This window comes from Streptomyces gottesmaniae (assembly GCF_031845845.1).
In the GTDB taxonomy this organism is placed as follows: domain Bacteria; phylum Actinomycetota; class Actinomycetes; order Streptomycetales; family Streptomycetaceae; genus Streptomyces; species Streptomyces akebiae.
Map to the genome: position 1 here is coordinate 124,852 of NZ_JAVRFJ010000029.1, position 13,373 is coordinate 138,224.

Sequence of the window (13,373 nt, forward strand, 5' to 3'; positions counted from 1 at the left end):
GAGGCGATCACCCTCACCGACCGACCGCCTCCACGGCCCGTCCCCCCCCGAACTGATCACCCACAAGCCTCTCCAAGGAGTCCTGACATGCACATCCTCATGATCGAGTGCAACCCGAACGGCATGGCCGGTATCGCGGGCGTCCTGGACCTCGGCCACGACGTCACCCTCGTCTCGGTCGACCCCGACTTCTATCTCGCCGTCTCGCCGCTCACCGAGGCCGCCTACGCGCACCCCAACTGCCAGGTCGTCAAGAGCGAGAAGGCGTTCTCCATCGAGGAGCTGACGGCCCTGGCCCGCGAAATCCACGCCGAGCGCCCGGTGCACGGCGTGACCACGTACAGCGAGTACCACACCGTCCACACCGCCGCCGTCGCCGAGGCGCTCGGCCTGCCCGGGATGAGCGTCGACGGCGCCCGCAACGCCCGCCACAAGCACCTCACCCGCCTCACCCTCGACGGCACGGGCATCCGGCAGCCGCGCTTCGCGCACGTCTCGGACATGACCAAGGTCGAGGCGGCCGTCCGTGAGGTCGGCTTCCCCTGCGTGGTCAAGCCGTCCGACGGCACCGCCAGCCTGCACGTCCTGCACCTGAAGGACGAGGACGACCTGACCGCGTACCTCGCCGAGCTGGCGGAGGTCGTCGACTACGGGCGCGGCGTCGTCCGTATCCCGGACATCCTGATCGAGGAGTTCGTCCCCGGCGAGCTGATCTCGGTGGAGTCGTGCGTGCTCGGCAAGGGCGAGGTCGTCAACCTCGGTCTGACCGACCGCCCGCTGAGCGGCTTCCCGCACTTCATCGAGATGGGCGCCACCTACTTCACCGGACACCCGCTCCAGGACGAGCTGTTCGAGATGACCACCAAGGTCCTGAACGAGCTGGGCGTCGACTTCGGCTTCATCCACACCGAGTTCCTGCTCGGCCCCGACGGCCCGGTGCTGTGCGAGGTCAACGGCCGGCTCATCGGCGGCATCGTGCCGAGCCTGATGCAGATCAGCTCCGGCGTCGACGCCTACCTGGAGGTCATCCGCCAGGCCCTCGGCGAGCGCCCCGAACTGCCCTTCCCCGGCGAGACCATCGCGGGTGGCCACTGGTTCGGCTCCCCGGTCGCCGGCACGGTCGAGTCCATCGGCTTCGACGGCCTGAAGGACCTGCCCGGCTTCCACAGCGCCCTCGCCTACAAGAAGCCCGGCGTCGAGGTCAGCCGTCTCTCCAAGAGCAACTTCGACTGGATCGGCCACGTCATCTTCACCGGCACCGACCGCGACGAGGTCAACAAGCGCAACGAGGAGGCCCTGGACGCCATCGACCTGCGCCTGAAGGTCGAGGTGGCCCGATGAGTGAGGCCGCATCCGGCCGCACGGGGACGGTCACCCTGCACGGGGTGGCCGTCCCGGCCCTCGACCCCGGGGCGCTCTACGACGTCACCACGGAGGACGGCGTCTTCACGGCCTTCACGCCGGCCGGCCCCCGCCAGGGCGGCGAGCACGAGCTCTGGCCCGGCTACACCGAGACCCACGCCCATGTCTCGCTCCCCGCGAACTGGGACGACACGGTCGAGGACCCCCGGATCGTGGCCCTCCAGTACCTGTACCACGGGGTCACCCACGTCGTGGACATGTTCGGTTTCCCGCTGGTCGCCGACGCCTGGGCGGCCGGCCGCGAGGCCTCCCCGTGGCCGTACCCGGAGATCGCGCACTGCGGCTACGCGGTGACGGCCACGACCGACGCGGCGGGCCGCACCGGCCACGGCGTCGAGTTCCCGGCCCCGGTGCACATGCTGGCCGTCGAGTCCGACCTCGACCACGCCCTGCGCGCCAACGCCGAACGCGGCGGCACCTTCCTGAAGGTGATGTTCACCGACGGCACCGAACAGCCCGGCAGCCCGGTCCGCTTCTCCCGCCTGTCGGAGAAGGTCCTGCGCTTCACCGCCCGCATGGCGCGGGAACGCGGTGTCACCGCGGTCATCGACTGCAACACCCTCCAGGAGACCCGCTGGGCGTACGAGTGCGGCTTCCGTCTCTTCGCCCACACCGTGCGCGACCGCACTCTCGACGACGTCGACTGGAAGGAGTTCGAGGGGGCACGCTTCGTGTCCACCCTGGCCGGCCTCCGCCCGATGATCATGACGGGCGAGGAGTTCCTGACCGAATACTCCCGCGAGGGCTTCGCCGAGACCCAGGACGTCCGCAACCTCGACTTCGTCAAGGGCATCGAGAAGCCGTACGGCATCGAGTACGGCGTCCAGGAGACCCGCACCGCCGCCCTCGCCGACATGCGCCGCAACGCCCTCGCGGCCCTGGGCCGGGGCGACCTGCTGGTCGGCACCGACTCCGGCAACACCGGCGCGTACCACGGCTACTCCCTGCTCAGCGAGCTGGACCTGCTGCGCGGCGACGACACCGCACTGGACGGGATGCTGCGCCACCAGGCCACGGTCGGCGGCCGCCGCTACTTCGAGGAACTCAGCGGCGACACCACCGGCGCGCACCCCCTGCGGGCCGGCGCCCCCGCCACGTACAACCTCCTCCACCCCTCGGCCCCCGACCGCCCGCTGTCGGCCCTGCCCGTCCGCACGGTCGTCCGGGGCACGGAGATCGACCGCCCGGCGCTGGCTCGCGAGATAGCGGATCTCCGCGCGCGCACCGCCACCACCGACCTGAAGGGAACGGCCGCGTGACCATCGAACGCAGGCGGGCACTGATCGGCGTGAACGCCGGCATCTTCCTGGCCCACATCGGGAACTTCATCTGGTTCCCCGTACTCGTCGCCTCCCTCGGCGGCACCGACAGCGGCTTCTGGGCCGGGGTCGTGATGTGCATGACCTACGTGGGCCGCCTCGCCGCGACCTTCTTCTACGAGGGGGTCGCCGCCCGGATCGGCATCCGGGGCGCGGTGTTCGCGGGCACCGCGACGGAGGCGGTGGCGCTGGGCCTGATGGGCTTCGGCAGCGGTGTCGTCGTGTACAGCGTGCTGGCCCTCCTCATAGGCCTCGGCTCGGGCACGGCCTTCCCCGGGCTGAAGAACATCCTCGTCTCGTACCCCGACGACGAGCGCCCGAAGGCGTTCTCGACCTTCCAGATGTCGGCGCAGGTGGGTCTCTTCGGCGGTGCGCTGGCCGGCGGCCTCCTCGCGGACGTGGACCTCCGTACCCTCTTCTCCGTCGTCTTCGCGATCTTCATCGGCTTCTGCCTGACGGCGTCGGCGTTCATCCCGAGGGACGGCTTCGGGAGCGTGGACAAGCCGGTGGACCGGGTCCCCCTGCTCAGCACGGCCGTCTTCAAGGGCATCGAGGTCCGCGGCGCCACCCGCTACTTCCTGCTCTCCGCCGTCTTCTGGTTCCTCTCCATCGGCTTCATGGTCGGCATCCCACTGCACATGGAGGAGTACGCGTCCGGCTGGGCCCCCTCGGCGCCCTTCTGGATCACCGGCCTGACGGTGCTGGTGCTCCAGTACCCTCTCTTCAAGTTCCTGATCAAGCACCTGCGTCCGGGCGCGGTGATGGCGCTGGGGCTGGCGGGCATGGTCGTGGCGTTCACGGCGTTCGGCGCGGGCCGCACCGCCCCCTGGGTGGTCGTGGGCTGCCTCACCGTGGTGCTGGGCGAGATCCTCTTCGTCCCCTCCTTCGACATCTGGATCGCCCGCAAGGTCCCGGCGGACCGCCTCGCCAAGGCCATGGGCGCGATGCACTTCTTCCGCAGCGCCGGCAACATGATCGGCTCCCTGCTGGCCGGCCTCCTCTTCGACCTGGCCCTGTCCTGGGACGTCCCCGGCGCGAACTGGTACATCGCCGCGCTGATCGCCGCCGGATGCGCCGCGATCTGCCTGTTCAGCCGGGACGAGGAGGTTGTGGCTTCCGCCCCGGAGACGGTGGAGGAGAAACGGGCGGAGGCGCCGGCGTAGGGGCGCCTCATAGCTCGGGGCGGCTTGTCTCGTCGGCGGGTGCGGCTCCGGTGGGGCTTCTCGCGCGGTTCCCCGCGCCCCTGAAAAGCCGGGGCTGCGCCCCGTGCTTTCCAGGCCCGCGGCCCCGTCGCTTTCCAGGCCCGCGGGGCCGTGGTCTTCCAGGCCCGCAGGGGCCTGGTCTTTCAAGGGCGCGGGGAACTGCGCGAGAAGCCCCACGCACCCGCACCCGCCGACGAAACAGGCACCCCCGAGCCAAGACGCGCCCCCAAATATTGCGGCGGGATGAAATCCCTCTCCCGCCGCGTTGGTGTCTTGCGGAGACCAGGACGAACGGAGGGCACCGGCGTGGCAGCGCAGCAGGGGGGCGACGGAGGTTGGGCGCGCAGACTGGCCGGATACGCCTGGCGGTACCCCAGGGAAGTGACCCTCGCCCTCGGCTCGTCACTGGCCGGTATGGCCGTGATGGCACTGGTCCCCCTGATCACCAAGGTGATCATCGATGACGTGATCGGGGACAAGACCCGGGACATGGGCCCGTGGGCGGCGGCCCTGATCGGCGCCGCCCTCCTCGTGTACGTGTTCACCTACATCCGCCGCTACTACGGCGGCCGCCTCGCCCTCGACGTCCAGCACGACCTGCGGACGGAGATGTACGACACGATCACCGGGCTCGACGGCCGCCGGCAGGACCAGCTGTCCACCGGCCAGGTCGTCGGCCGCGCCACCAGCGACCTCCAGCTGATCCAGGGCCTGCTCTTCATGCTGCCGATGACCATCGGCAACATCCTGCTGTTCCTGATCTCCCTCGGGATCATGGCGTGGCTGTCCCTCCCGCTCACCCTGGTCGCGATCGCCGTCGCCCCCGCCCTGTGGTGGATCGCCCAGCGCAGCCGCACCAAGCTGCACCCCGCCACCTGGTACGCCCAGGCCCAGGCCGCCGCCGTCGCGGGCGTCGTCGACGGCGCCGTCAGCGGCGTACGCGTGGTGAAGGGGTTCGGGCAGGAGGAGCAGGAGACCGGGAAGCTCCGCGAGGTCGGGCGGCGGCTCTTCGCCGGGCGGCTGCGGACCATCCGGTTCAACTCCCGGTACACCCCCGCACTCCAGGCCGTTCCCGCCCTCGGCCAGGTCGCCATGCTGGCGCTCGGCGGCTGGCTGGCCGTCCGGGGCCACATCACGCTCGGCACGTTCGTCGCCTTCTCCACCTACCTCGCCCAGCTGGTCGGCCCGGTCCGCATGCTCGCCATGGTCCTCACCGTCGGGCAGCAGGCCCGCGCCGGTACGGAACGCGTGCTGGAGCTGATCGACACCGAGCCCACGCTCGCCGACGGCACGAAGACCCTGCCCGCGGACGCGCCCGCGACCGTCGAGTTCGACGACGTGTCCTTCGGATACGCGGACGCCTCCGGCAAGATCCGCCCCGTCCTCGACGGCCTCAGCTTCGAGATCCGGCCCGGCGAGACCCTCGCCGTCGTCGGCTCCTCGGGCTCCGGCAAGTCCACCGTCTCGCTCCTCCTGCCACGCTTCTACGACGTGACGCACGGCGCCGTCCTCATCGGCGGCCACGACGTCCGCGAACTCACCTTCGACTCGCTGCGCGCCGCGATCGGACTGGTCCCCGAGGACTCCTTCCTCTTCTCCGACACGGTCCGCGCCAACATCGCGTACGGCCGCCCGGACGCGACCGACGAGCAGATCGAGACCGCCGCCCGCGCCGCCCAGGCGGACCGCTTCATCGCCGAGCTGCCGGAGGGCTACGCCACCAAGGTCGGTGAGCACGGCCTCACCCTCTCCGGCGGCCAGCGCCAGCGGATCGCCCTCGCCCGCGCCCTCCTCACCGACCCGCGCCTGCTCGTCCTCGACGACGCGACCTCGGCGGTGGACGCCCGCGTCGAGCACGAGATCCACGAGGCCCTGTCCCACGTCATGGAGGGCCGCACCACCCTCCTCATCGCCCACCGCCGCTCCACCCTCGGCCTCGCCGACCGCATCGCCGTCCTCGACGAGGGCCGCCTCGCCGACCTGGGCACCCACGAGGAGCTGGAGCGCCGCTCTGCCCTCTACCGCCGGCTGCTCACCGACCCGGACGAACTGGGCGGTGTCTCGCCCGGCCACCTCCCGCCGACCTCGCTCGCCAAGGCCGAGGACACCGCCGGACGCGACTCGATACGGGACGAGCTGGACGCCGAGTTCGACGCCGAGCGCGGCATCACGCCCCGGCTGTGGACGGGCGACCGGGAGCCCCGGGACACCGCCTTCGACGGCACCCCCGCCACCCCCGAACTCCTCGCCCAGGTCGAGGCGCTGCCCCCGGCGACCGACACCCCCGGCGTCGACGAGGCCCGCGCGGTCGCGCCGGAGGAGTCGTACGGTCTGAAACGGCTGCTGCGCGGCTTCGGACTGCCCCTGCTGTTCAGCCTGGCCCTGGTCGCCGTCGACGCGGGCATGGGCCTGCTGCTGCCGGTGCTGATCCGGCACGGCATCGACGACGGGGTCTCCCAGGCGGCCCTCGGCGCGGTCTGGGCCGCGTCCCTGCTCGGGCTGCTCGCGGTCGGCGCCCAGTGGGCGGCGCAGATCGGCGAGATGCGGATGACCGGCCGCACCGGCGAACGCGTCCTCTACTCCCTGCGCCTGAAGATCTTCGCCCAGCTCCAGCGCCTCGGACTCGACTACTACGAGCGGGAGTTGACCGGCCGGATCATGACGCGGATGACGACGGACGTCGACGCGCTCTCGACCTTCCTGCAGACCGGACTGGTCACCGCGTTCGTCTCCGTCGTCACCTTCTTCGGCATCATGGGCGCCCTGCTCGTGATCGACGTGCAGCTCGCCCTCGTCGTCTTCGCCACGCTCCCGCCGCTGATCGTCTGCACGGTCTTCTTCCGCCGGGCGAGCGTGAAGGCGTACGAGCTGGCCCGCGAGCGGGTGTCCGTGGTCAACGCCGACCTCCAGGAGTCGGTGGCCGGGCTGCGGATCGTGCAGGCGTTCCGCGGCGAGCGCACGGGCGGCGAGCGCTTCGCGGCCGGCAGCGACAGCTACCGCCGGGCCCGCGTCCACGGCCAGTGGCTGATCTCGATCTACTTCCCGTTCGTGCAGTTCCTGTCCTCGGCCGCGGCGGCGGCCGTCCTGATCGTCGGCGCCCACCGCGTCGACGCGGGCACCCTCACCACCGGAGCCCTGGTCGCCTACCTCCTCTACATCGACCTCTTCTTCGCCCCCGTCCAGCAGCTCTCCCAGGTCTTCGACGGCTACCAGCAGGCCACCGTCTCCCTGGGCCGCATCCAGGAACTTCTCCAGGAGCCGACCTCGACGAAGGCGGCCCCCGAACCCCAGGAGGTGCGGTCCCTGCGCGGCGACATCGCCTTCGAGGACGTGGACTTCGCCTACGGTTCCGGCGACGGGGCCGAGGAGGCCCTCAGCGGCGTCGCGCTGTCCATCCCCGCCGGGCAGACCGTCGCCTTCGTCGGTGAGACCGGCGCCGGCAAGTCGACGCTGGTCAAGCTGGTCGCCCGCTTCTACGACCCCACCGGCGGGCGGGTCACGGTCGACGGCACCGACCTGCGCGACCTCGACCTCACCTCCTACCGGCACCGGCTCGGTGTCGTCCCCCAGGAGGCGTACCTCTTCCAGGGCACGATCCGGGACGCCATCGCCTACGGCCGCCCCGAGGCCACCGACGCCGAGGTGGAGGCCGCCGCCCGTGCCGTCGGCGCCCACGACATGATCGCCACGCTCGACGGCGGCTACCTCCACGAGGTCGCCGAACGCGGCCGGAACCTGTCCGCCGGGCAGCGCCAGCTGATCGCGCTGGCCCGCGCGGAGCTGGTGAACCCCGACATCCTGCTCCTCGACGAGGCGACGGCGGCCCTGGACCTGGCCACCGAGGCCCAGGTCAACCACGCCACCGACCGCCTCGCCGGCCGCCGCACGACCCTGGTCGTGGCCCACCGCCTCACCACGGCCGCCCGCGCGGACCGCGTCGTCGTGATGGACCACGGCCGGGTCGCCGAGGACGGCACCCACGACGAACTGCTGGCCCGCGACGGCCGGTACGCCGCCCTCTGGCGCACCTTCGTGGGCGAGCCGGCGCTGCGGGCATAGAGGACTTCGGGGGCGTTTCACCCCGCGCGCGCAACCGTTCGAGGGGGGTCGTGCGTCCGTACATCAGTACGGTCGTGTGACGGGAGGGGCAGCGGGTGATCAGGCGGGGGACGCGTCGGCCGACGGCGCTCGTACTGGCCGTACTGACGATCGCCGGTCTGCTGACCCTGGCGGGTCCGGTGGCGAGCGCGGAGGCCGCCGCCATGTCCTGCCCCGGGCGCAAGGTGCGGACACTCACCTTCGACACCGGCACCGTGAAGGTCTACCGCAAGGGCACCCGCTACGTCTGCGCCGTCCTCGTGCCCAGGAACCAGGCCCACAAGGGCACCATCCGCATCCGGGCCCGGGGCGGTCAGTGGGTCCTCAACAAGAAACGCCCCGCGGGCCCGGTGACCATCCACGCCGGCCGCCGCGCCGTGTGGATCAAGGCCCGCGCCGGCGGCGAGACCTTCGACTCGGGCTGGATCCTGCGGTCAACTTGACCTGGCCCTGAAGGGCCGGGCTTGGAGGTGGTGCCCAGCTGGCTGCTGGGGTGGGCTCCTCCGTCCAGACACCCCGTCATGGGGTGGCGGGGACGCGTGACTCCCGCCCCGCATTCCACACCACGGCGCCGCGTCGGGCGATGGTGCGGGAAGCGTTCCGGTCGGCGTGGGCAACGACCCCGCAGTTCCGGCAGACGAAGAGGGCCTGGTCGACCCAGTTCTTCCTGTCGACGTGCCCGCACTCGCAGCACGTCTGCGAGGTGTGGGCGGGATCGACGTGTACCACGGGCACGCCCGCGCGTCGCAAGATCACGCTGCACCTTCCCCGCGGCACAGGGTTTTCCCTATCGCTCCCATCTGCGGCCGAAAGCAGTCCAGTTGGCCCCTTTCTTCCCTGGTGCCCCGGCACTCGCTCCGATAGCTTCCGGCGCACAGCAGCTGCATAGGGGAGAGAACGCATGCGCAAAGCACTCGGATGGGTGCTGTCGCTCGTGGTGCTCATAGGCACGTTGAGCACGGCGGGGACGGCCCACGCCGCGGGGTCGGACGCCGGTGACATCAAGGACCGACTGCTCGCGATACCGGGGGTGAGCCTGATCGAGGAGAAGCCGTACCCGGGGTACCGCTTCTTCGTCCTCAACTTCACCCAGCCGGTGGACCACAGGAACCCGAAGAAGGGCACGTTCCAGCAGCGGATCACCGTGCTGCACAAGGACACGGCCCGTCCGACGGTCTTCTACACCGGCGGCTACAACGTCTCCACCAACCCCGGACGCCGTGAGCCCACGCAGATCGTGGACGGCAACCAGGTCTCCATGGAGTACCGCTTCTTCAACCCGTCCCGGCCCGACCCGGCCGACTGGTCCAAGCTCGACATCTGGCAGGCGGCCAGCGACCAGCACCGCATCTTCAAGACGCTGAAGAAGATCTACGGCAAGAAGTGGATCTCCACCGGCGGCTCCAAGGGCGGCATGACGGCCACCTACTTCGAGCGCTTCTACCCGAAGGACATGGACGGCGTCGTCGCGTACGTCGCCCCCAACGACGTCGTCAACAAGGAGGACTCGGCGTACGACCGGTTCTTCGCGAAGGTCGGCACCAAGGAGTGCCGCGACCGGCTGAACGCCGTGCAGCGCGAGGCCCTCGTCCGTCGTGAGCCGCTGGAGAAGAAGTACGCGGAGGTCGCTGCCGCCGAGGGCTTCACCTTCGACACGGTCGGCAGCCTCGACAAGGCGTACGAGGCGGTCGTCCTCGACTACGTCTGGGGCTTCTGGCAGTACAGCACGCTCGCCGACTGCGACAGCGACGTCATCCCGAAGGACGCCAAGAAGGCCACCGACGACGAGATCTGGACCTCCATCGACACGATCTCCGGCTTCTCCTTCTACACCGACCAGGGCCTGGAGCCGTACACGCCGTACTTCTACCAGGCCGGTACGCAGCTGGGCGCGCCCACGATCGAGTTCCCGCACATCGAGAAGAAGTACATCCGCTACGGCTACCAGCCGCCCCGGAACTTCGTGCCCCGGGACATCAAGATGAAGTTCCAGCCGTACGCCATGCGGGACGTCGACACCTGGGTCCGCAACAACGCCAAGCAGATGCTCTTCGTCTACGGGCAGAACGACCCGTGGGGCGCCGAGCCGTTCCACCTGGGCAAGAAGGCCCGCGACTCGTACGTGTTCACGGCCCCCGGCGCCAACCACGGTGCCAACGTCGCCGGTCTCGTCGAGGCGCAGAAGGACCTGGCCACCGCCCGGATCCTGCAGTGGGCGGGCGTCGCCCCGGCCGCGGTCCAGCAGGACCCGAGCAAGGCGAAGCCGCTGGCGAAGTTCGACTCCAAGCTCGACAAGCGTGACGTCGAGCGGGAGCCCGCGCTGCGGCCGTAGAACGCCTGAGCGTCACAGCAGCACGGAAGTCGAGCCCCGGGACCGCCGAACCGCGGCCCGGGGCTCGACTCCTGTCACACCGGTACGGCGCACCCCACCGGCCGGCTGCCGCCCAACCGCACGTACAGGTCGGTCGTGGCCGGACACTGCGCCTCGGTGTCGACGGCCGTCGTCACCTCGTACTCGGGAGCGTGCTTGCCCCCGCCGTCGCAGGCGGTCTCACGGACCTCGCCCCGGCCGGCGCCGTAGACGCAGTCGCCGACGATGGTGCGGGGGCCGCCACCGCCGCCGGGATCGCCCGGGTGCGGCGGCTGGAGCCCCCGCATACAGGCGTAGCCCTGCGGTACGGAACCGTCGCCGTCCTCGTCGTGGCCGTCCTGTTCGTCGGTGGACTCGCTGATGTGCAGGACGAAGTCGGTCGTCGGCGGGCACAGCGGCCCCTGTCCCACCCGGCCGTCGTGCCGGGCCACGACGCGGGCGGCTGCCCGCTCGCTCGCGCAGGGCACCTCGGTGAAGCTGGTCGTCCCGAAGGAGCTGCACTCGTCGACCCCGAGGAACACCGTCCCGTACCCGGCCGGCCGGGTCGGCGGGTCCGACGCGGTCGCGGCCGCCCGCTCCCCGGGCTCCTCGCCGACCCCGCCCGGCCAGGCCTGACAACCGGAGAGCGCTGCGACGGCGAGTATCACGGCAGCCACGAGCATCCCCGTGCACACCTGTCGAACGAAACGCGTCTGTCGAACGAGACACACCCCTCGCATGGCCACCCCCCGATGAACCCCTGTCCAGCGTGACCCCGTGGCGAGGGCCACGCCAGACATACCGTGTGCTTTGCGCCACTTGGGGGTGGTGGGCGAGGAGTGCGACGTAGGCCCCGTACGTCGGGGGCCTTACGCAGTTGTCCGCAGGTCGGGGCCGTACATCAGTTCATGACGTCAGGGTTCGTACGTCAGGCCGTGCCCGATGGGGAACAGCACCCGCGCCGGGTCCTCGGCGCGCTGCACCGGCACCGGCAGCCTCCCGTGCGGCGCCACCCGCCCGGCCAGCACCCGCGCCGCCGCCCGCACCTCGACGTCCGTCCAGGAGTAAGCCGCCAAGTAGCCCCTCGCCTCCGGGAGTTGAGCCACGTCGTACGGGTTGCGGATCGCGACGGCCACCACCGGCACCCCGGTGGCCAGCAACCGCGCGACCAGGGTCCGCTGGGTGCTGCCCGCCGTCACGTTGTACGTCCCCACGACCACCGCGTCCTTGCCCCGGGCCGCCGCCACGGCCTGGTCGATGAGGGCCTGCGTGGGTGCCGTACCGGTCGACAGGCTGGTCGCCGTGAAGCCCAGGGAGGCGAGTTCGGCGGCGAGGACGGCCGTCGGCGGTCCCGTGGTGCCCGACGGCGAGGCGGGGTCGGCGCCCACCACCAGCACGTTCCGGTGCGTACGCCGGGACAGCGGCAGCAGCGAACCCTCGTTGACCAGCAGGGTGGTGGTCCGTTCGGCGATCCGGTCGGCGGTGTCGAGATGCCGCCGGATCCCCACGACCCGGTCGACGCCGGCGTCACTCACGTACGGCCGCTCGAACAGCCCGAGCTTCGCCTTGAGCCGCAGGATCCGCAGGATCGACTCGTCGAGTCGCGCCTCGGTCAGTTCGCCGGAGCGTACGGCGGCGAAGACCGCGTTCCACGCCACGTCGATCGAGGGCGGATTGAGGAGCTGGTCCACGCCCGCCTTCAGCGCCAGCACCGGCACGCGGTCGTCCCCGTACTTCTCCCGCACGCCCTGCATGGTGAGCGAGTCGGTGACGACGACCCCGTCATAACCCAGTTCGCCGCGCAGGATGCCGGTGAGGATCGGCCGGGAGAGGGTGGCCGGGTCGCCGGAGGGGTCCAGGGCGGGGACCATGATGTGCGCGGTCATGATCGAGTCGATGCCGGCGCGGATCGCGGCGCGGAACGGCGGGGCGTCCAGAGCCGTCCACTGCTCCCGGGTGTGCTCGATGACCGGGAAGCCGTAGTGGCTGTCGACGGCCGTGTCCCCGTGGCCCGGGAAGTGCTTGGCGGTCGCCGCGACCCCGGCGCCCTGATACCCCTTCACCTGCGCGGCGACCAGCCCCGCGACCGCCGCCGGGTCGGCGCCGAAGGAGCGTACGCCGATGACGGGGTTGGCCGGGTTGACGTTCACGTCGGCGACGGGGGCGTAGTCCTGCCGGATCCCGATCGCCCGCAGCTCGGCTCCGCCGACGCGCCCGGCCTCGCGGGCGTCCGTACGGGACCCGCCCGCACCGAGGGCCATCGCCCCCGGCAGCAGGGTGGCGGGCTTGCCGACCCGGGCCACGATGCCGTGCTCCTGGTCGGTGGAGACGAGCACGGGCAGGCCGCGGGGGAGGCCGAGGGAGGCCCGCTGGATGCCGTTCGACAGGGCGGCGATCTGGTGCGGGTCGCGGGTGTTGTGCGCCCAGGAGAAGTAGATGATCCCGCCGACCCGGTACTTCTCCAGCAGCTCGGCGGCCGTGCGCACGCCCAGCTCCCGGAGGTTGGCGTCGATGTCGGCCTGGTCCGGCGCGGTCGCCGAGTGCCCGTAGACCCGCATCACGAAGAGCTGGCCGACCTTCTCTTCGAGGCTCATGCGCGCGACGAGGGCACGGAGCTTCTTGTCGTGGGGAGGGGTGCCGGCCTGTGCGTCGGTGCCGAGGGCCAGGGCGGAGGTGACGCCTGCCGTGGCGGCGAGAACGGTGCGTCTGGAGGGCACGTGCGTCGCTCCTTCCGGAGGACTGAAGGAAACTTCCGAGGTGTCACGATTATCCGGGAAGTTTCTTCCGGTCAAGGGAACGCACGCACGGGGACCGAGGGGCCGTCACCGGCGCAGTGGAGGGGGGCGCGCCGGTGACGGCGTGCGGCCGGCCGCAGGCGGCGGAGAGGGTAGGTCAGCGATCGCAGCCAGCAGCGAGGCCGACACCGCACTGCGGAGACTCATCCGGCGGCATGCGGGTTGGACGGGGTGGGGTGGGTTCGGG

General features: G+C 71.2%; 8 protein-coding genes and 1 pseudogene. 6 read left to right on the top strand and 3 right to left on the bottom strand.

Annotation, left to right across the window (positions count from 1 at the left end):
- The first annotated feature begins 87 nt into the window (after positions 1 to 87).
- From RM704_RS29410 to RM704_RS29430, 5 genes are all read left to right on the top strand, one after another.
- On the top strand, positions 88 to 1,341 hold the full coding sequence (locus RM704_RS29410; protein WP_033531276.1) for an ATP-grasp domain-containing protein: 1,254 nt from the start codon (positions 88 to 90) through the stop codon (positions 1,339 to 1,341).
- Complete coding sequence (locus RM704_RS29415) at positions 1,338 to 2,681, top strand: amidohydrolase family protein (RefSeq protein ID WP_052146449.1); 1,344 nt, start codon at positions 1,338 to 1,340, stop codon at positions 2,679 to 2,681. The genes RM704_RS29410 and RM704_RS29415 overlap by 4 nt, the downstream gene beginning before the upstream one ends.
- A complete protein-coding gene (locus RM704_RS29420) occupies positions 2,678 to 3,904 on the top strand; it encodes an MFS transporter (RefSeq protein WP_033531277.1) in 1,227 nt (408 codons plus the stop codon). Before RM704_RS29415 ends, RM704_RS29420 begins: the two co-directional genes overlap by 4 nt.
- Before the next feature lie 345 nt (positions 3,905 to 4,249).
- Positions 4,250 to 8,002, top strand: a complete 3,753-nt coding sequence (locus RM704_RS29425; RefSeq protein WP_157856799.1) for an ABC transporter ATP-binding protein — start codon at positions 4,250 to 4,252, stop codon at positions 8,000 to 8,002.
- A 95-nt stretch (positions 8,003 to 8,097) separates the two neighbouring features.
- Complete coding sequence (locus RM704_RS29430; RefSeq protein ID WP_107072425.1) at positions 8,098 to 8,484, top strand: hypothetical protein; 387 nt, start codon at positions 8,098 to 8,100, stop codon at positions 8,482 to 8,484.
- 76 nt (positions 8,485 to 8,560) lie between these two features.
- On the opposite strand, the pseudogene RM704_RS29435 reads toward RM704_RS29430, so the two are convergent.
- Positions 8,561 to 8,788: pseudogene (locus tag RM704_RS29435) on the bottom strand (zinc ribbon domain-containing protein); the annotation flags it as partial.
- A gap of 154 nt (positions 8,789 to 8,942) precedes the next feature.
- Between RM704_RS29435 and RM704_RS29440 the strand changes: the two are divergent.
- Positions 8,943 to 10,373: a S28 family serine protease gene (locus tag RM704_RS29440; protein WP_033531280.1), complete on the top strand. Its 1,431-nt coding sequence runs from the start codon at positions 8,943 to 8,945 to the stop codon at positions 10,371 to 10,373.
- A 74-nt stretch (positions 10,374 to 10,447) separates the two neighbouring features.
- On the opposite strand, the gene RM704_RS29445 is transcribed toward RM704_RS29440, so the two are convergent.
- Both RM704_RS29445 and RM704_RS29450 read right to left on the bottom strand, forming a co-directional pair.
- Positions 10,448 to 11,074 carry a hypothetical protein gene (locus RM704_RS29445; RefSeq protein ID WP_192829817.1) on the bottom strand — a complete coding sequence of 209 codons (627 nt, stop codon included), beginning with the start codon at positions 11,072 to 11,074 and terminating at the stop codon, positions 10,448 to 10,450.
- A gap of 231 nt (positions 11,075 to 11,305) precedes the next feature.
- Entirely contained in the window at positions 11,306 to 13,108 is a 1,803-nt protein-coding gene (locus tag RM704_RS29450) for a glycoside hydrolase family 3 protein (protein WP_033531281.1), read from the bottom strand.
- Positions 13,109 to 13,373: the final 265 nt, after the last annotated feature.